Below are 18,415 nucleotides of genomic sequence, written 5' to 3' on the forward strand. Positions count from 1 at the left end.
GTGCGTTTGGCAGTGTCATCTGCCCAAGGCCATAAAATGCGCGGACGCTCGGCGCGCAAACGTTCCATCATCAAAAGGGATGCTGCTCCAGACGATGCGCCAACACTTCCTGCCTTTTGCTCATGTTGCCTTCCTTCCTGTCAGCCGATCTCTCGATGGATACCGTGGTCTATCTGGTTTACCGTCTGGCGAGTTACCTCACCTTGAACCTGGGCGAGGATGCGGCCGTGCTGGCCTTCATGTTTTGCTGAGCTGCTTCAGGGCCAGCGCGGCGTCGTAGAGCGTGTTGCGCGAGCTGCCGCTGATGTCGGCAGCCAGCTTCACGGCGGTCTTGAGCGGCAGTTCGGCCAGCAGGAGCCTCAAGATGCGCAGCCCTTCCGTATCGCCGGTCCCGTCTGCGACGGGCGCCGGGTGCAGCACCAGCACGAATTCACCGCGGGTGCGGTTCGCTTCCGCTGTCAGCCAGGCGCTGAACTCGGCCGCCTTGACAGTGGCAATCTCCTCGAACTGCTTGGTCAGCTCGCGCCCGATCGTCAGCGGGCGATCACCCAGTGCCGCCAAGGCGGCTGCCAGCGGTTCGATGCGGTGCGGTGCTTCCAGCAGCACAACCGCACGCGGTTCGCCGGCCAGTGACTGGACGGCGGCACTGCGTTCGCTCGATTTGGCCGGCAGGAAGCCGGCAAACACAAAGCCGGTCACGTCATCGTTGACGATGCCGGCCACGCTCAATGCGGTCGTCACGCTGCTGGCACCGGGCAGCGGGACGACCGGCAGCCCTTCGGCGCGTACGGCAGCCACCAGGCGCGCACCCGGATCACTGATGGCAGGTGTGCCGGCATCGCTGACATAGGCGATGCGCTGGCCGGCACGCAGCCGTGCCAGCGCGCTCTGCGCTGCCTCGGCCTCATTGTGCTGGTGCAGCGCAAGAAGTTGCTGCGGGCTGCGATCGATGCCGTAGGCACGCAGCAGGCTCTGGGTGTGGCGTGTGTCCTCACAGGCAATGGTGTCGGCCAGCTGCAGCACATGCAGAGCCCGCAAGGTGATGTCGGCCAGATTGCCGATGGGGGTGGCCACCACATACAGAGCCCCTTGGGGATAATGCTGTGAGGCAGCTGCCTCGTGGGAGGCAGTCAGGGCGGAGGCGAAAGAAGCGTTCAATGGTGTTCCCCAAATGGCGGGCGGCAGGCAACAGCCCAACCACCAAGCAAACCGGCGACGCGGCCGAAGAGCAGGCATTGCGCCATCTGCAGCGTGCCGGGCTGCGCCTGCTGGAACGCAATTATCGGACGCCCGGGCGTGGCGGCGGTGAGATCGATCTCATCATGGGGGCACCGGACGGCACCCTGGTCTTTGTCGAAGTGCGACAACGTGCCAGTTCACACCATGGCGGTGCGGCGGCCAGCATCAGCGTGCAGAAGCAGCGGCGCATCATCTTTGCCGCGCGACACTACCTGTTGCGCTGGCGTGAGCCGCCGCCTTGCCGCTTTGACGTGGTGGCGCTGGAGGCGGATGGCGTGCAATGGCTGCAGTCGGCTTTCTTTACAGACTGAAACAAGCACCTGCCTCGGCGCGGACAAGGCTTCACAGTTATCATTGCCCCATGCTTGAGCAACGCATTCAACAACACTTTATCGACAGCGCCGATCTGAAATACCAGTCGGCGCAGTCCTTGAGCAAGCCGATTGCCGACGCCGTGCAGGCGATGCTGGCCTGTGTGACAAGTGGCGGCAAGGTGCTGGCCTGCGGCAATGGCGGCTCGGCCGCCGATGCGCAGCACTTCGCAGCCGAATTTGTCGGCCGCTTCGAGCGTGAGCGCCCTGAACTGGGGGCGATTGCGCTGACGACCGACACCTCGATCCTGACAGCGATCGCCAACGACTACAACTTCAATGCCGTCTTCTCGCGCCAGGTGCGCGCGCTGGGCCAGCCCGGTGACGTGTTGCTGGCCATCACCACCAGCGGCAATTCGGCCAATGTGCTGGCGGCCATCGAGGCCGCGCACGAGCGCGAGATGGTGGTGATCGGCCTGACCGGCCGGGGCGGCGGCAAGATGAATCAGGCGCTGCGCGACACGGACGTGCACATCTGTGTGCCGCACGAGCGTACAGCACGTATCCAGGAGGTCCATATCCTGGCACTGCATTGCATCTGTGATGCGGTGGATGCCCAATTGCTTGGAGAACAGGAAACACCGACATGAAACTGATGGCCCGCAAACTTTGTCTGACGGCTGCACTGGCGGCTGGTCTGGTTGCAACCCTGAGCGCCTGTGCGCCGGTGATTGTCGGCGGCGCGGTGGCCGGCAGCTTGGTGGCGGTCGATCGCCGCACCTCGGGCGCCCAACTGGAGGATGAGGGCATTGAGTTGCGTGCCGCCAGCCGCATCCAGGAAAACCTGGGCGATCGCGTCCACATCAACATCACCAGCTACAACCGCCAGGTGCTGCTGACCGGCGAAGTGCCCAGCGCACAGGACAAGCAACTCGCGGAGCAGGTGGTGTCGCGCGTCGAGAACGTGCGTACCATCGTCAATGAGCTGGGCGTCATGGGCAACTCGTCCTTCACGCAGCGTTCCAGCGACTCGCTGACCACAGGCAAGGTCAAGGCCGGCTTGGTGGATGCGCGTGACCTGTATGCGAGTGCCTACAAGGTCGTCACCGAGCGTGGGGTCACCTACCTGATGGGACGCGTGACCCAGCGCGAGGCCGACCGCGGCACCGAAATCGCACGCAGTACCAGCGGCGTCCAGAAAGTGGTGCGCATTTTTGAGATCATCAGCGAAGAAGAGTTGCAGGCTTTGTTGCCCAAGCCAGCCGCGAATGAAAAGAAGAAGTGAATCTTCAGTGATCCAGAATAAACAAGGCGCCCTCGGGCGCCTTGTTTATTTCAGCCGCTTGATCAGGCTGGAGGTGTCCCAGCGCCGGCCACCCATCTGCTGGATGTCCGCGTAGAACTGGTCCACCAGGGCCGTGACCGGCAGGCGCGAGCCGTTGCGCTTGGCCTCGTCCATGACCAGGCCGAGATCTTTGCGCATCCAGTCCACGGCAAAGCCGAAGTCGAACTGGTCAGCCACCATGGTCTTGCCACGGTTGTCGAGTTGCCAGCTTTGCGCGGCGCCCTTGCCGATGACGTCGAGCACCTGCAACATGTCCAGGCCGGCGTTCTGGCCGAAGGCAATCGCTTCGCTCAGGCCCTGTACCAGCCCGGCAATGCAGATCTGGTTCACCATCTTGGTCAGTTGGCCAGCGCCGCTGGCGCCCAACAGGGTGACGGCGCGCGAGAAGGCCATGGCCACCGGCTTGGCCGCATCAAACGCTTTCGGATCACCGCCGCACATCACGGTGAGTGCGCCGTTCTGGGCGCCGGCCTGGCCGCCCGATACCGGTGCGTCGATGAACTGCAGGCCGATCTGACGTGCTGCCGTCGCCAGCTCGCGCGCCACCTCCGCCGAGGCGGTGGTGTGGTCGACGAAGATGGCGCCAGGGGCTATGCCGGCAAAGGCGCCGTCGGCCCCCAGTGTGATGCTGCGCAGGTCGTCGTCGTTGCCGACGCAGGCGAAGATGAAGTCGGCACCTGCTGCGGCCTCACGCGGCGTGGCTGCGAGCTTGCCGCCAAATTCTGCGACCCAGGCCTGCGCCTTGGCCGGTGTGCGGTTGTAGACCGTGACCGCATGGCCGGCCCGTGCCAAGTGCCCGGCCATCGGGTAGCCCATGACCCCAAGGCCGAGAAAGGCCACCTTGCGTGCCGGGGTGGGTTCGTAGGTTTTTGCGTTGATGTTTGCCATAAGAGGGGATTAGACGATAGCCAGGTTTTCCGTTCCCGCGCTCAGATCCTGCGACTTGCCGCGTTGGCTGTTGAGCTTGATCTGCAGCCGCAGGTCGTTGAGCGAGTCGGCGTTGCGCAAGGCGTCTTCGTAGCTGATGACGTTGGTCTCAAAGAGGTCGAACAGCGCCTGGTCGAAGGTCTGCATGCCGAGCTGGCGGCTCTTTTTCATGATCTCCTTGATCTCGGCGACTTCACCCTTGAAGATCAGGTCGGAGATCAGCGGCGTGTTGAGCATCACCTCCACGGCGGCGGCCCGGCCCTTGCCGTCCTGCTTCGGTACCAGCCGCTGCGAGATCAGCGCGCGCAGATTGAGCGAGAGGTCCATCAGCAGCTGCGGGCGGCGCTCTTCGGGGAAGAAGTTGATGATGCGGTCCAGCGCCTGGTTGGCGCTGTTGGCGTGCAGCGTGGCCAGGCACAGGTGGCCGGTTTCGGCAAAGGCCACTGCGTGCTCCATGGTCTCGCGGTCACGGATCTCGCCCATCAGGATCACATCAGGCGCCTGGCGCAGGGTGTTCTTGAGGGCGATGTCCCAGCTGTCGGTGTCCAGCCCCACTTCGCGCTGCGTCACCACGCAGTTCTTGTGCGGGTGCACGAACTCCACCGGGTCTTCGATGGTGATGATGTGGCCAAAGGAGTTTTCGTTGCGCCAGTCCACCATCGCCGCCAAGGTGGTGGATTTGCCCGAGCCGGTGGCACCGACCAGGATGCACAGGCCGCGCTTGGCCAGTGACACTTCCTTGAGCACCTGAGGTACACCGAGTGTGTCAATGGTGGGCAGCAGCGAGGGAATGACACGCAGCACCATGCCGACCTTGCCCTGCTGCACGAAAGCGTTGGCGCGGAAGCGGCCGATGCCCGGTGGCGAGATGGCGAAGTTGCACTCCTTGGTGCGCTCGAACTCCGCCACCTGCTTGTCGTTCATGATCGAACGTGCCAGCGCCAGGGTGTGCGCGCCGCTCAGCGGCTGCGGCGAGACCTTGGTCACCTTGCCGTCGACCTTGATCGCCGGCGGGAAGTCGGCCGTGATGAACAGGTCGCTGCCATTGCGGCCGACCATCAGCTTGAGCAGGTCGTTGATGAATTTGGTGGCTTGATCGCGCTCCATGAGAGCACCTCCCTTTTCTTAAGCCGATGACGAGGAATGAAGGGCCTTCAATAACCAGGAACACCGCAGGACCGGCTTTGCCGGACTGCTGGTGTTGCCCCCTGCAAGGGGGGTGGCGGCTACGCGCAGCGAGCAAGCCTGGGGGTGTGCCATCTCTACCCAGGGAAATTTTCAGGAATCTTGGCCTTGCCGCGTGCCTCGGCCGGACTGATCAGGTTGCGCTTGACCAGCTCGGTCAGGTTCTGGTCCAGCGTCTGCATGCCCACGCTGTTGCCGGTCTGGATGCTGGAGTACATCTGCGCCACCTTGGCCTCGCGGATCAGGTTGCGGATGGCGGGCGTGCCGATCATGATCTCGTGCGCCGCCACGCGGCCGTTGCCGTCCTTGGTCTTGAGCAGCGTCTGCGAGATCACCGCCTGCAGTGACTCCGACAGCATGGCACGCACCATTTCCTTTTCTTCCGAGGGGAACACGTCAATGATGCGGTCGATGGTCTTGGCGGCGCTCGAGGTGTGCAGCGTGCCAAACACCAGGTGGCCGGTCTCGGCCGCCGTCATGGCCAGACGGATGGTTTCCAGATCGCGCATTTCGCCCACCAGGATGGCGTCCGGGTCCTCGCGCAGGGCGGACTTCAGGGCGGCAGCGAAGCTCAGCGTATGCGGCCCGACTTCCCGCTGGTTGATCAGGCATTTCTTGGATTCATGGACGAACTCGATCGGATCTTCCACCGTCAGGATGTGGCCGTATTCGGTCTCGTTCAGGTGATTGACCATGGCCGCCAGCGTGGTGGACTTGCCCGAGCCGGTGGGACCGGTGACCAGCACCAGGCCGCGCGGCCGCAGGGCGAGGTCGGCAAAGATCTTGGGCGCGTTGAGCTGCTCCAGCGTCAGGATCTTGCTTGGAATGGTACGGAACACCGCCCCCGAGCCGCGCTGGTGGTTGAAGGCATTGACACGAAAGCGCGCCAGGCCGTCGATCTCGAAGGAGAAGTCGACTTCCAGGAACTCCTCGTAGTTCTTGCGCTGGGTGTCGTTCATGATGTCGTACACCATGGCGTGGACCTGCTTGTGGTCCAGCGGCTCGACGTTGATGCGGCGCACGTCGCCATGCACCCGGATCATGGGCGGCAGGCCGGCGGAGAGGTGCAGGTCAGAGGCCTTGTTCTTGACGCTGAAGGCCAGCAGTTGGGTAATGTCCACGAGTCCCTCGATCTTTGAAAGAACGTCTTTTGATACGCTTGGGCCATTATGACCACGATTGCCGCCAACCTCGAAACCGTTCGTAAGCGCATCGCCGCCGCGTGTCTTGCGGCCGGGCGTGAGCCGGGGGACGTCCGCCTGCTGGCCGTCTCCAAGACCTTCGGCCCCGAAGCCGTGATCGAGGCGCATGCGGCGGGGCAGACCGCCTTTGGCGAGAACTACATCCAGGAGGCGGTGGAGAAGATGGCGGTCCTGAGCCATCTGCCGCTGGAGTGGCACTGCATCGGCCCGATCCAGAGCAACAAGACGCGGCTGGTGGCGCAGCACTTCGCCTGGGCCCACACGGTGGACCGGCTGAAAATCGCCCAGCGTTTGAGCGAGCAGCGCCCGCCTGAACTGCCGCCGCTGCAGGTCTGCATCCAGGTCAATGTCGATGGTGGCCCCACCAAGTCCGGCGTGGCGCCGGCCGAGGCACTGGCGCTGGCACGCGAGCTTGCCGCGTTGCCGCGGCTGCGCTTGCGCGGCCTGATGTGCATCCCCGAGCCCGCTCCTGATTTTGTAGCGGCTCGCGCCGTATTCATGAGGGCTAAAGCCTTGTTTGATCAAATAAATTCAGAAGGCCTGGCGCTCGACACCCTGTCCATGGGCATGACGGCCGATCTGGAGGCGGCCATTGATGCCGGCAGCACGCTGGTGCGCGTGGGCACCGCCATCTTCGGTGGCCGCAGTTACGCCTCGGCGATCTGACGGACAAGTGATCGCCATGACCTTGCTTGCCGTGCTGCGCGCTACCGCGCGCCTGCCGTTTCTGCTGCTGACGCTGTCTTGCCTGTTGCTGGGCCTGGCCACGGTCTGGCACATCGGCATGCCACTGGACGGCGTCTTGCTGGCCAAGGTGGTGGCCGGTGCGCTGTGTGCCCACATCAGCGTCAACATGCTCAACGAATACGCCGACTTCCGAAGTGGGCTGGACGCGACCACACGGCGCACGCCGTTCTCTGGCGGCAGTGGGGCCTTGCCGGCGCAGCCGCAGTGGGCCGGTGCCGTGCTGGCGGTGGGCTTGCTGGCACTGGGCCTGACGCTGGCCGTGGGGTGGGCGGTGCTGCGCCTGCGCGGCTGGGCCATCCTGCCCATCGGGCTGGCGGGTGTGCTGCTGGTGCTGCTGTACACCCCCTGGCTCACGCGCCACCCGCTGCTGTGTCTGCTGGCACCGGGGCTGGGCGTGGGGCCGCTGATGGTGGTGGGCACGCATGTGGCCCTGGGGGGCCACAACCTGGGCGCGGCGCTGGCCGCTTCCTGGGTGCCTGGCTGCCTGGCCAGCGCCTTGTTGCTGCTCAACCAGTTTCCCGATCGCGAAGCCGACCGCGTGGTGGGTCGGCGCAACCTGGTCATCGTGCGTGGCCGGCCGTGGGCGGCGCGGCTGGTGCTGGTGCTGCATGGCCTGGCGGCCGCCGGGCTGCTGGTTGCGGTCCTGCTGCGCTGGCTGCCGACGCCCACGCTGTGGGGGTTGGCGCCGATGGCGCTGGCCGTGCCCATGGGCCGCTGGCTGCTGCGTTACGGCGACGAGCCCGAGCGTCTGCTGCCGGCCATGACGCTCAATGTCGTGGTGGCACTGGCCACGCCGCTGTTCATGGCCGTAGCGGCCATGTCCTGGCAACTGCCCTGATACCTCGTCACGGCAAGGCGAGCTGGGTGGTGTTCTTGACCTCTTCCATCACCGCATAGGTGCGCGTTTCGCGCACGCCGGGCAGTTGCCACAGCACGGTGCCGGCAAAGTCGCGGTAGGCCGCCATGTCGGCCATGCGGGTCTTGAGCAGGTAGTCAAAGCCGCCGGCCACCATGTGGCACTCCATGATCTCCGGCCGCACCTGCACCGCCGCCTTGAACTGCTCGAACACATTGGGTGTGGTGCGGTCGAGCAGCACCTCGACGAAGACCAGCATGCCGCGCCCGAGCTTGAGCGGGTTCAGGCGCGCCTCGTACCCCAGGATGTAGCCCTCGCGCGTGAGCCGCTGCACACGCGCCAGCACCGCGGTGGGCGACAGGCTCACCGCCTCGGCCAGCTTGAGGTTGGCCAGCCGGCCGTCCTGCTGCAGGAGCTTGAGGAGCTTCAGGTCGGTGAGGTCGAGTTCCGGCGCAATGTCGTGCATGACTGGATTAAATTTTGCAGAACATGAAAATTTCAGTCAGAAATTCATCTTGATTCTAGACACCATGGCGCTATTCACCAAACGGAGCGCCAACCATGTCGACCACCGCCCGCCTGCCTAACCCCTACAGGCCCGAGGCCGAGATCGTCGCCCAGTGTCTCGCGGTCCTGGACCCGCAGCTGGACTGGCCGGCCGTCGTCCGCACCGCCCAGCCCTGGGTGCAGGCGGTGCGCGACCGGCCGCCGCCGTTCTGGGCCATGGAGCGCCTGCTGCAGGAATACCCGATCTCCAGCGCCGAGGGGCTGGCGCTGATGCGGCTGGCTGAGGCCCTGCTGCGCGTGCCCGACCGGGAGACCGCGCTGGCGCTGACCGCCGACCAGCTGGGCCGGGCCGATTTCGCCAACGCCGCCGACCCTGAGGGCGGCCTGCCGGCCCGCCTGTCTTCGGCCGTCATCCGGCGCGCCAAGCAACTGCTGCCGGGCGGCGAGGCGAGCGGCCTGCTGGCCCGCCTAGGGGGGCACACCGCGGTGGCGGCCACGCTGCGCGCGGTGCAGCTGCTGGGGCGCCAGTTCGTACTCGGGCAGGACATGGGGCAGGCCTTGCAACGCGCCGAAGCCCTGCGCGCTACGGGGCGCCAGCTGCGCTTCAGCTTCGACATGCTGGGCGAGGGCGCGCGCACCGAGGCTGATGCGCAGCGTTATCTGGCGCGCTACGCCGCCGCGATCGACGCCATCGCCGCGCACCGCCTCGCTGCTGCGGCCAGCTGCGCCGAGCGTGACGGCATCTCGGTCAAGCTCAGTGCGCTGCATCCGCGCTACGAGGCCGCACAACATGCGCGCGTCATGGCTGAGCTGGTGCCGCGTGTCTGGTCGTTGTGTCAGCGCGCCGCCGCTGCCGATCTCAACCTGACGCTGGACGCCGAGGAGGTGGAGCGGCTGGAGCTCTCGCTCGATGTCTTCGAGGCGCTGGCTGCGCGGGTGGCGCAACACTGCCCGCAGTGGCCAGGCCTGGGGCTGGCCCTGCAGGCCTACCAGACGCGCGCGCTGGCGTTGGTGCAGCAGGTGGTGGCCATCGCGCGCCGCCACCAGGTGCGCATCATGTGCCGCCTGGTCAAGGGTGCCTACTGGGATGCCGAGATCAAGCGCGCCCAGGAACTCGGCCTGCCGCACTACCCGGTGTTCACCCACAAGTCGCACACCGATGTCTCGTACCTGGCCTGTGCACAGGCCTTGCTGCAGGCCGGCGACGCGGTCTACCCGCAGTTCGCCAGCCACAACGCCGGCACCCTCGCCGCCGTGCTGCAACTCGCTGGGCGCCAAGGGACGGCGTTCGAACTGCAAAGGCTGCACGGCATGGGCGAGGGTCTGTACCGCGAGGTGCTCCAAGACCGGCGCATCGCCTGCCGCGTCTATGCGCCGGTCGGCACGCAGCGCGATTTGCTGGCCTACCTGGTGCGCCGCCTGCTGGAGAACGGGGCGAACTCGTCGTTTGTGCACCAGCTCGTCGATGACGCGCTGAGCCTGCAGGCGCTGCTGGCCTCACCCTTGCGCTTGCATGCTGCGCCGGCCCTGCCATTGCCGTCCGACCTCTTTGGCGCGGCACGTGCCAACAGTCTGGGCGTGGACCTGACGGTGGCCGCCATGCGCGCGCCGCTGCTGGCCGCGCATGCCGCGCTGGTGTTGCCGCAGGTGCCGGTGTTTGATGCCAAATCAGCCTCCAGGGCTTATGAAATCAGTGCCGACAGCTATGAAAACTGGAGCGCTTTGCCGGCGGCCGAGCGCGCCGCTGTGTTGCGCCGCGCCGCCGAGACGCTGCAGGCCCGGTTGCCGCAGTTCTGCGCACTGCTGGTGCAGGAAGCGTTCAAGACCTGGGGTGACGCGGTGGCCGAGGTGCGCGAGGCGGTGGACTTCCTGCGCTACTACGCGGGCGAGGCCGAGCGCATCCTGCAGCCGGTGCCGCTGCCCGGCCCGACCGGCGAACACAACGAGTTGCGCCTGAGGGGCCGCGGTGTCTGGGTCTGCATCAGCCCGTGGAATTTCCCGCTTGCCATCTTCACCGGCCAGGTGGCAGCGGCACTCGTTACCGGCAACACCGTGCTGGCCAAGCCGGCCGAGCAGACGCCGGTCGTGGCGCAGGCCATGGTCGATGTGCTGCACGGCGCCGGCGTACCGGCCGGCGCCTTGCAACTGTTGCCCGGCCCGGGCGAGACGGTCGGCGCCGCACTGGTGGCGCTGCCCGGCATTGCCGGCGTGGTGTTCACCGGTTCGACGCCGGTGGCCAAGACCATCCAGCGCGCCCTGGCCGCGAAAGAGGGTGCCATCGTGCCGCTGATTGCCGAGACCGGCGGCATCAACGCCATGCTGGTCGACTCCTCCGCACTGCCCGAGCAGGTGGTGGATGCGGTGGTGCAGAGCGCCTTCCGCTCCGCCGGCCAGCGTTGTTCGGCGCTGCGCCTGCTGTGTCTGCACGAGGCGATTGCCGATGGCGTGATCGACATGCTTCGCGGCGCAGCGCAGGCCTTGGTGCTGGGCGAGCCGTCCGATCTGGCCACCGATGTCGGACCGGTGATCGATCGCGCGGCCTGCGACACCCTGCAGCGCCAGCTGCAGCGTCTCGATGCCGAGGCAAAAGTGCTACTGCGCCTTGATGATGTTGCGCAAGCAGCTATCAATTCAGTAGCAAATTGGGTGCCGCCGGCGATCTACGAAGTTGATGCGATCGAACGGGTGCAGACCGAAATCTTCGGCCCGGTGCTGCAGGTGGTGCGCTGGCGCGGCGATCCGGCGGCGGTGATCGGGCAGATCAACGCACTCGGCTACGGGCTCACGCTTGGCCTGCAGACCCGCATCGACACGCGGGCGCAAAGCTTGGCGGCGGCGGCGCACATCGGCAACGTCTACGTCAACCGCAACATGATCGGCGCCGTGGTCGGCGTGCAGCCTTTCGGCGGCGAGGGCTTGAGCGGCACCGGACCGAAGGCCGGCGGGCCGCACTACCTGGTGCGCTTCTGCGCCGAGCAGACCGTGACGGTCAACACGGCAGCCGCCGGCGGCAATGCGGCGCTGCTGGCCGCCCTCTCATGAGGTGCCCAGCGCGGTGGCCAGCAGTTCCACCGCCAGCACCGCCGTGCGCTGGTGCTGGTCCAGCAGCGGGTTGAGTTCCACCACCTCGAGCGAACCGAGCCGGCCGCTGGCGGCGACCAGCTGCATGCACAGCCGCGCTTCCTGCAGACTGGCGCCGTTGCGTACCGTGGTGGCCACGCCGGGCGCCAGGCCAGGGTCGAGGAAATCGACGTCAAAGCTCAGGTGCAAGTGGGTATGTTTATCCAGGCCGGCCAGTGCGCGCGCCATGACCTCGCGCATGCCGAGTGTGTGCAGCGCTGGCATGTCGAACACCGTCAAGCCGAGCTCGTGCACCAGCGCCACTTCACCGGGGTCCACGCTGCGCACGCCAATCTGCCGCACGGCATCGGCCGCCAGGGCCGGCACGGTGCCGCTCAGTTGCGTGAGCGCCGCCGGCCCGACACCGCGCAGACAGGCCAGCGGCATGCCGTGCAGGTTGGCACTCGGGCTGGTGCGCCGGCTGTTGCAGTCGGCATGGGCATCGAGCCAGAGCACGCGCAAGCGTTTGCCGACGGCGCGGCAATGGCGTGCTGCTGCGCTGATGGAGCCGATCGCCAGGCTGTGGTCGCCGCCCAGCAGCAGCGGCAGGCGGCCCTGCAAGAGTTCGGCCAGCACCGCATCGTGCACCGCGTGATTCCAGGCAATCACTTCGTCCAGGTGGCGGTAGCCGTCGTGCGGTGGTTGCTGCGGGTTGGGCGGGCCGCGAAGGTCGCCGGCGTCATGCACCTGCCGGCCAAGCGTCTGCAAGGCGGCCGCCAGTCCGGCTGCGCGCAGCGCCTGCGGCCCCTGGCTGGTGCCCGGTCGGCCGGCGCCCACATCTGTCGGGGCGCCGATGAGGGTGATGTCGTGCTTCAATGTGGCTACCATTGTGGCAAGCTTTTGCGGGAGAGACAGCATGTTTCGAGACCGACAGGAGGCCGCTGACCAGTTGGCCGGCAGCTTGAAGGCCTACCAGGGCAAGAAGCCTCTGGTGCTGGCCATTCCGCGCGGCGCGGTACCGATGGCCAAGCTGATTGCCGAGCGGCTCGGCGGCGACTTCGATGTGGTGCTGGTGCGTAAGCTGCGTGCCCCCTGGCAGCCCGAGCTGGCCGTCGGTTCGGTCGATGAAAGCGGTTGGACCTACATCGCACCGTTTGCGGAGTCCATGGGGGCCGACGACAAGCACCTGGCCGAGGAAAAACGCAAGCAGCTGGAGACCATTCGTCAGCGGCGCGCCCAGTACACGCCGCTGCGGCCGCACATCGACCCGGCCGGGCGCACGGTGATCGTCGTCGACGACGGCCTGGCTACCGGCGCCACCATGATCGCGGCGCTGCACGGCCTGCGCCAGCAAAACCCGGCCAAGCTGGTGTGCGCCGTGCCGGTGGCACCGCCCGACACGCTGGCAAAAGTGCGCGAGCTGGCCGACGAGGTGGTGTGCCTGCAAGCGCCGGAATTCTTCCAGGCCGTCGGCCAGTTCTACCGCCACTTTCCGCAAGTGGAGGACGAGGAAGTCATTGCCTTGCTCAAGGCGAAATAGCCTTCAGCGAACCGGGTGGCGTGCGGTAATCCAACCCAGGAACGCCGTGCGACTTCGCACACCAAATGCCCCAACCGGGAAACGCCGTGGAACCGGCTCCGCCGGTCCACTGGCGTTGCCCCCTGCAAGGGGGGTGGCGGCTACGCGCAGCGAGCAAGCCTGGGGGTGTTCGTCAGAGTCCGCGCAAGTGGCGGCTGAACCAGGCGGCCGCCTGGCGTGCCACCTCTTCCAGCGTGCCGGCCTCTTCGAACAGGTGGGTGGCGCCGGGAATGACCGACAGTTCCTTCTCGCAGTGCAGCCGGGCATGGGCCTCGCGGTTGAGTTCCAGCACTTCGGGGTCGTGCCCGCCGACCAGCAGCAGGGTGGGTGCGGCCACGCGGGCCAGGTCGTGGTGGCCGGCCAGATCGGGTCGGCCGCCGCGCGAGACCACCGCCTTGATGGTGTCGCTGACGGCGGCTGCCGCCTGCAATGCGGCTGCGGCGCCGGTGCTGGCGCCAAAGTAGCCGATTGGCAGGCGCTGCGTTGCCGGATGTTGCAAGACCCAGCGCGTGGCCACCAGCAGGCGGTGCGTCAGCAGCGGAATGTCGAAACGCGTCTGGTAGTCCAGATCCTCGGCAACGGTCAGCAGGTCCAGCAGCAGTGTGCCCAGATGCTGGGCGTGCAGCTCCTTGGCGACGAAGTTGTTGCGCGGGCTGTGGCGGCTGCTGCCGCTGCCGTGCGCGAACAGCACGATGCCCTGGGCGTTGGCGGGCAACTCCAGCATGCCTTCGATCTGCACGCCATCCACCGGGATGTGGACGAGCTGTTCGAGCGCCGGCTTCATCATGGTCTGGCCTCCTGCGTGTCAGGCACCTATCAGATACCAATGGCGATCGGAATGCGGCGACGGCCGAAATTGCCGGCCTGTTCGGCAAAACGGCCTGCCACTGCCGTGCCGCAGTCAGGGCAGTGGCCCGCGGGCGTGAGGCGGTACTGCACGATCTGGTGCCAGTCGCGTTCGATCAGCGCGGCCTGGCAGTGCGGGCAGTACGTGGTGTCGCCCTCGCGGTGGCGCACGTTGCCAGTGTAGACGTAGTGCAGGCCGTGCTGCAAGGCGATCTGCCGCGCGCGCACCAGCGTGGCGGCCGGCGTGGCCGGCACGTCGGGCATCTTGTGGTCGGGGTGGAAGGCCGAGAAATGCAGCGGCACGTCGGGGCCGAGTTCGCGCATGATCCAGCGGCACATGGCCGTGATTTCCTCGTCCGAGTCGTTGTGGCCTGGGATCAGCAGCGTGGTGATCTCGAACCAGATTGAGGTCTCATGCTTGAGGTAGACCAAGGTGTCGAGCACCGGCTGCAGGTGCGAGCCGGTGAGCTTGAAGTAGAAGTCGTCGCTGAAGGCCTTCAGGTCCACGTTGGCGGCGTCCATCTTGGCGTAGAACTCGCGCCGCGCGGGGGCGTGCATGTAGCCGGCGGTGACGGCCACCGTCTGCACGCCGCGCGCATGGCAGGCATCGGCCACGTCCATGGCGTACTCGGCAAAGATCACCGGGTCGTTGTAGGTGAAGGCTACGCTCTTGCAGCCCGACTCGGCGGCCGCCTGCGCGATGGCTTCGGGCGAGGCCTGGTCCATCAGCCGGTCCATGTCGCGCGACTTGCTGATGTCCCAGTTCTGGCAGAACTTGCAGGCCAGGTTGCAGCCGGCGGTGCCGAAAGACAGCACGCTGCTGCCGGGGTAGAAATGGTTGAGCGGCTTCTTCTCGATCGGATCGATGCAGAAGCCGGACGAGCGCCCGTAGGTGGTCAGGATCATCTGCGCGCCTTCGCGCATGCGCACGAAGCAGGCGCCGCGCTGGCCGTCGTGCAGCTTGCAGTCGCGCGGGCACAGGTCGCACTGCAGGCGGCCGTCGTCGATGGCGTGCCACCAGCGCGCCGGGTAGCGGTCGATATCGGTCGGTGTCAGGCTGTTCATGCGGCATCGGCGAGCCGCAGCTCGCTTTCCTTCCACTTGGCGACCGTGTAGCGCTGCAGGCGCACCTCGCCGTGCCAGAAGCTCGCCGGCAGGCCGGCCTTGCGCTTGAGCTGGGCCATGAAATCCTGCACCTCGGGCAGCTGTTCCCACACCTGCGGCAGGAAGGTGCTGCGCCGCGCGCCGAATGCGAACACCAGGCCGTCGATGCCGGGACGCAACTGCGCCAGTGCTTCGGCTTCGCTGTCGAAGCTCAGCGCCTGCATGGGCGACAGCAGCGAGATTTCGACCTCGGTGTGGTCGAGCTCGTGCGCGGCCAGAGGTGCAAAACGCGGATCGCGGAAGGCGGCGGCCAGCGCATTGGCTTTGACATCAGCCAGCAGGGCGCGATGCGCCTCCAGCGAGCCGATGCAACCGCGCAGTTCGCCGTGCTGCGTCAGCGTGACGAAGCAGGCGCCGGGGGCCTCCAGCCAGGGTGCCGATTCATCTACGTTCTGCGGCCGCCCCAGCTCCCGCGCAATCGTGGCGCGGGCCAGCGGCAGCAAGGTGGCCCCGGCTTTGGGGTGCAGCTCAGTGGGTGCCATGGTGCGGCTCCGTGAAGGCGATGGCGGCATAGCCCACCACGCGTTGTTTGTCGCCGGCGGTATCGCCGGAATTGCACAGGCCCAGCAGTTGGGGCTGCAGGTGGTGCTGGCGCGCGGCCAGCAGCAGGCCATTGATGGGGGTGCCGCCGCAGGCCTGCTCGTGCGTGAGCGGGCCGCGCAGCGCCAGGATGCGCTCCACCGTGTCCTGATCGGTGGCTTGGGCGCTGCGGTAGGGCAGGTAGTGCGAGAGGTCGGAGCTGATCACGATCAGCGTTTCCGGTCCGCCCCACAGGACTTCGAGCACCTGCGCCACTTCGGTCGGGGTGGCATCGCCCACGGCCAGCGGCAACAGCTGGAAGTCGTCCAGCACGGTTTGCAAAAAGGGCAGTTGCACTTCCAGCGAGTGCTCCAGCGCATGAGCGGCGGGGCTGAGCACCACCTGAGGTAGCGGGGCGAGTTGGGCCACGGCCGCCTGATCGACTTCAACCTCGCCCAGCGGCGTGGCAAAAGCACTTGCGCCCGGCAGCGCCAAGCCGCGCACCGGCACGCGGTGCACCGGGCCGAGCAGCACGACACGCCGGATCGTGGCGCGAACGCCGGCGAGCCGGGCATAGGCCCGCGCGGCCATGGGGCCGGAGTAGATGTAACCCGCGTGCGGCACGATCAGCACCTTTGGCGCAGCGCCAGTGGCATCGACCGGCGTCTCGGCGTGGGCCGCAGCCAGCAGGCTGGCGACAGAGCCGGCCAGGGGCTGCTCCTGCCCGGGGTAAAAGGTGCCGGCGACGGCGGGTTGGCGGACAGCTGGCATGCGTGGCTCCCTTGAGAATTTCCTGTGTGGGACGTGAGGCCGGCCGGCTCGTAATCAAGCGCCGCAAGGCCCGTGGGCGATGAACGGTACTGCGCCAGCGGCCAGTTTGACAAGCCCTTGATGCGTGTCAGGCAGCCGTCATGACTGCTGCCAACTGCTACCATCCGGCGACCCATGGCTGGGGCACGGCGTTCTGGCTGGGCCAGCCAGGCAATGCAAGGAGTGACCGATGACATCACCCGCAGGACAGCAGACGACGATCTACGACACCGCCGCACTGGAACGCGTGCTCGACGCCATGGCCGTGGCGCTGATGCCCCGGCTGCATGGTGCGGCCGGCGTCACGTTGGTGGGGGTGCGCCGTCGTGGCGCCCCGTTGTCAGACGGTTTGTTGGTGCGGCTGCAGACTTTGCTGCCCGGTGCCGACATTGCGCGGCTCGACCTGCTGATCAAGCGTTACGCCGACGACCTGACGTTGCTGCATCCCGAGACCCGGCTCACCGAGCAGCCCGAGCACGCCGACATTGACCTGACAGGTCGCGTCATCGTGGTGGTGGATGACGTCCTGTACAAGGGCTTTTCCCTGAACAAGGCGGTGCAGTACTTGCTGGCCAAAGGCGGTAGTCAGATCCTGACGGCGGTGCTGGTGGATCGCGTCTGCACCACGTTGCCCATTCATGCCGATGTGGCCGGCCTCAAGCTACAGGTCGCGCCGAACCATATCGTGGAATGCCATGTGCCACCCTTCGAGCCGGTATTCCAGATCGTGCTGGTACAGCCAGAGGCCGGCTGAGTGGAAAAGTAGAACCCACAAAGGTTGACCAAAATCGGCAGAACACCTAAAATTTGATCAAATTGATATTTTTGAATCAAGTGGGTGAGCTGATCATGGACAAGATCAGCGTGGCTAACGGGTGCGGTATGAGTTTGGGTTTCAAGCTGCCATGACGCATTTCCATTTGTCAGTCTCTGTTTCCTTTCAAAGAGAGTCGAAGACAGTGGCTGTGCTGATGGGGCCGAGAAGATCAAGCTGATCCTGCTGGACATCAAGACACTCACGGGCAGCGCCGACTTGGGGCTGCCACGCCGGGATTGTTGGCAAAAGCGATTAACACGAGGTAGGAAACATGTCGAACACAAAGAAGATCAAAGTTGGTCAGCGCTTGGCGCTGGGATTTGGTGTCGTGATCGCGTTGGGCGTGGTCATCGCCTTGGCGGCCACTTTTAAGATGAACAGCCTGGCCTCCGATCTGAAGATCATGTCCAGCGAGCAGATGACGCAGATGCGTCAGTTCATGCAACTCAAGGACAGCCTGAACGTGGCAGCGTTGAATTTGCGCAACATCATGATCAGCACCAACCCCGAGCTCAAGACCCGGTTCCGCGGCATGGTCGAGAAGAACAAGGCTGACAACGAGAAGTTGATTGCCGAGATCGACAAGGTGACCAACACACAGGAAGGCAAGACTTTGCTCGCAGCCATCAAGGAGCACAGCAATGCCTACGAACAAATCGCGGCGCAGGTCATGGAGTTGGCCATGCAAGGTGACACGGCAGGTGCTGACAAGGCCTTGTTCACCGCGCGCGATAAGCGTATTGCACTGTTCAAGGCGGTGGAGGATTCAATCCAGCTGCGCTTTGACACTGCGCAGAAGCTGGCCGAGGAAGGCGCTTCGACGGCGGCCGCCAGCGCCTGGTTCGCACTGGGTTTGGCATTGACGATGGCTGTGGTGGGCGCCTTGATTGCCTGGCAGATCACGCGTCAGATCGGTCGCGAACTGGGGGCGGAGCCGCACGACGTTTCACGTGTCGTGAATCGAATTGCCGACGGCGATCTCACAGAGACCATTGCCGTGCGATCGGGTGATCAGGACAGCGTGATGGCGGGCGTAAAACGCATGCAGGAAGCGTTGGTTCGCACGGTGTCAGTTGTGCGTCAAGGTTCCGAATCCGTCGCCACCGCGTCAAGCGAAATCGCCCAAGGCAACAACGATCTGTCGGCCCGCACCGAGTCTCAGGCCAGTGCACTGGAAGAAACCGCCGCTTCGATGGAGGAGCTGAGTTCCACCGTCAAGCAGAACGCCGACAACGCCCGCCAGGCCAACCAACTGGCGCAAAGCGCCAGCACGGTGGCCGTGCAAGGCGGCGAGGTGGTGG

General features: G+C 65.9%; 20 protein-coding genes. 10 read left to right on the forward strand and 10 right to left on the reverse strand.

Annotation, left to right across the window (positions count from 1 at the left end; translation table 11 throughout):
* Window positions 1-122: 122 nt before the first annotated feature.
* On the forward strand, window positions 123-251 hold the full coding sequence (locus CDE01S_RS19195) for a hypothetical protein (RefSeq protein WP_281179362.1): 129 nt from the start codon (window positions 123-125) through the stop codon (window positions 249-251).
* Here CDE01S_RS19195 and rsmI read toward each other — a convergent pair.
* Window positions 238-1,158: a 16S rRNA (cytidine(1402)-2'-O)-methyltransferase gene (gene rsmI, locus CDE01S_RS13200; RefSeq protein WP_066708308.1), complete on the reverse strand. Its 921-nt coding sequence runs from the start codon at window positions 1,156-1,158 to the stop codon at window positions 238-240. The genes CDE01S_RS19195 and rsmI overlap by 14 nt on opposite strands.
* On the opposite strand from rsmI, the gene CDE01S_RS13205 reads away from it, so the two are divergent.
* Genes CDE01S_RS13205 through CDE01S_RS13215 form a run of 3 tightly spaced genes read left to right on the forward strand, consistent with a single transcriptional unit; the run spans window position 1,158 to window position 2,835 of the window.
* A complete protein-coding gene (locus CDE01S_RS13205; protein WP_066708311.1) occupies window positions 1,158-1,550 on the forward strand; it encodes a YraN family protein in 393 nt (130 codons plus the stop codon). The two genes, rsmI and CDE01S_RS13205, sit on opposite strands and share 1 nt — an antisense overlap.
* A 50-nt stretch (window positions 1,551-1,600) precedes the next feature.
* A complete protein-coding gene (locus CDE01S_RS13210) occupies window positions 1,601-2,200 on the forward strand; it encodes a phosphoheptose isomerase (protein WP_066708314.1) in 600 nt (199 codons plus the stop codon).
* Complete coding sequence (locus CDE01S_RS13215) at window positions 2,197-2,835, forward strand: BON domain-containing protein (RefSeq protein ID WP_066708324.1); 639 nt, start codon at window positions 2,197-2,199, stop codon at window positions 2,833-2,835. The genes CDE01S_RS13210 and CDE01S_RS13215 overlap by 4 nt, the downstream gene beginning before the upstream one ends.
* Window positions 2,836-2,880: 45 nt before the next feature.
* On the opposite strand, the gene CDE01S_RS13220 is transcribed toward CDE01S_RS13215, so the two are convergent.
* The 3 genes from CDE01S_RS13220 to CDE01S_RS13230 form a co-directional block, all read right to left on the reverse strand.
* Window positions 2,881-3,783, reverse strand: a complete 903-nt coding sequence (locus CDE01S_RS13220) for an NAD(P)-dependent oxidoreductase (RefSeq protein WP_066708327.1) — start codon at window positions 3,781-3,783, stop codon at window positions 2,881-2,883.
* Window positions 3,784-3,792: 9 nt separating this feature from the next.
* A complete protein-coding gene (locus tag CDE01S_RS13225; RefSeq protein ID WP_066708330.1) occupies window positions 3,793-4,929 on the reverse strand; it encodes a PilT/PilU family type 4a pilus ATPase in 1,137 nt (378 codons plus the stop codon).
* Between the two features lie 155 nt (window positions 4,930-5,084).
* Entirely contained in the window at window positions 5,085-6,128 is a 1,044-nt protein-coding gene (locus CDE01S_RS13230; RefSeq protein WP_066708332.1) for a type IV pilus twitching motility protein PilT, read from the reverse strand.
* Window positions 6,129-6,176: 48 nt separating this feature from the next.
* On the opposite strand from CDE01S_RS13230, the gene CDE01S_RS13235 reads away from it, so the two are divergent.
* Together CDE01S_RS13235 and CDE01S_RS13240 are read left to right on the forward strand one after the other, a co-directional pair.
* Window positions 6,177-6,875, forward strand: a complete 699-nt coding sequence (locus CDE01S_RS13235; protein WP_066708335.1) for a YggS family pyridoxal phosphate-dependent enzyme — start codon at window positions 6,177-6,179, stop codon at window positions 6,873-6,875.
* A gap of 16 nt (window positions 6,876-6,891) precedes the next feature.
* The gene (locus tag CDE01S_RS13240) at window positions 6,892-7,794 is read left to right on the forward strand and encodes a prenyltransferase (protein WP_066708338.1); all 903 of its coding nucleotides are present in this window, start codon (window positions 6,892-6,894) and stop codon (window positions 7,792-7,794) included.
* Window positions 7,795-7,801: 7 nt separating this feature from the next.
* Here CDE01S_RS13240 and CDE01S_RS13245 read toward each other — a convergent pair whose 3' ends face one another.
* Window positions 7,802-8,278, reverse strand: coding sequence for an Lrp/AsnC ligand binding domain-containing protein (locus CDE01S_RS13245; protein WP_066708340.1), 477 nt, complete (start codon window positions 8,276-8,278; stop codon window positions 7,802-7,804).
* 95 nt (window positions 8,279-8,373) lie between these two features.
* On the opposite strand from CDE01S_RS13245, the gene CDE01S_RS13250 reads away from it, so the two are divergent.
* Complete coding sequence (locus CDE01S_RS13250) at window positions 8,374-11,361, forward strand: L-glutamate gamma-semialdehyde dehydrogenase (RefSeq protein WP_066708341.1); 2,988 nt, start codon at window positions 8,374-8,376, stop codon at window positions 11,359-11,361.
* Here the strand turns inward: CDE01S_RS13250 and rocF are convergent.
* The gene (gene rocF, locus CDE01S_RS13255) at window positions 11,356-12,267 is read right to left on the reverse strand and encodes an arginase (protein ID WP_066708342.1); all 912 of its coding nucleotides are present in this window, start codon (window positions 12,265-12,267) and stop codon (window positions 11,356-11,358) included. The genes CDE01S_RS13250 and rocF overlap by 6 nt on opposite strands.
* 28 nt (window positions 12,268-12,295) lie before the next feature.
* Between rocF and CDE01S_RS13260 the strand changes: the two genes are divergently transcribed.
* On the forward strand, window positions 12,296-12,919 hold the full coding sequence (locus CDE01S_RS13260) for a phosphoribosyltransferase (RefSeq protein WP_066708344.1): 624 nt from the start codon (window positions 12,296-12,298) through the stop codon (window positions 12,917-12,919).
* Window positions 12,920-13,091: 172 nt separating this feature from the next.
* Here the strand turns inward: CDE01S_RS13260 and CDE01S_RS13265 are convergent, their stop codons facing one another.
* Genes CDE01S_RS13265 through amrB form a run of 4 tightly spaced genes read right to left on the reverse strand, consistent with a single transcriptional unit; the run spans window position 13,092 to window position 16,258 of the window.
* Window positions 13,092-13,742: a dienelactone hydrolase family protein gene (locus CDE01S_RS13265; RefSeq protein ID WP_066708360.1), complete on the reverse strand. Its 651-nt coding sequence runs from the start codon at window positions 13,740-13,742 to the stop codon at window positions 13,092-13,094.
* 32 nt (window positions 13,743-13,774) lie between these two features.
* Window positions 13,775-14,869: an AmmeMemoRadiSam system radical SAM enzyme gene (gene amrS, locus CDE01S_RS13270; protein WP_066708350.1), complete on the reverse strand. Its 1,095-nt coding sequence runs from the start codon at window positions 14,867-14,869 to the stop codon at window positions 13,775-13,777.
* Window positions 14,866-15,450, reverse strand: coding sequence for an AmmeMemoRadiSam system protein A (amrA, locus tag CDE01S_RS13275; RefSeq protein ID WP_066708353.1), 585 nt, complete (start codon window positions 15,448-15,450; stop codon window positions 14,866-14,868). Before amrA ends, amrS begins: the two co-directional genes overlap by 4 nt.
* Window positions 15,437-16,258, reverse strand: coding sequence for an AmmeMemoRadiSam system protein B (gene amrB / locus CDE01S_RS13280; RefSeq protein WP_066708356.1), 822 nt, complete (start codon window positions 16,256-16,258; stop codon window positions 15,437-15,439). The genes amrA and amrB overlap by 14 nt, the downstream gene beginning before the upstream one ends.
* Window positions 16,259-16,487: 229 nt before the next feature.
* On the opposite strand from amrB, the gene CDE01S_RS13285 reads away from it, so the two are divergent.
* On the forward strand, window positions 16,488-17,051 hold the full coding sequence (locus tag CDE01S_RS13285) for a phosphoribosyltransferase family protein (protein ID WP_066708358.1): 564 nt from the start codon (window positions 16,488-16,490) through the stop codon (window positions 17,049-17,051).
* A 334-nt stretch (window positions 17,052-17,385) separates the two neighbouring features.
* Window positions 17,386-18,415, forward strand: a 1,030-nt coding sequence (locus CDE01S_RS13290) for an MCP four helix bundle domain-containing protein (protein WP_174525468.1), incomplete at its 3' end; no start/stop codon positions are given.

Source organism: Curvibacter delicatus NBRC 14919 (assembly GCF_001592265.1).
In the GTDB taxonomy this organism is placed as follows: domain Bacteria; phylum Pseudomonadota; class Gammaproteobacteria; order Burkholderiales; family Burkholderiaceae_C; genus Hylemonella; species Hylemonella delicata.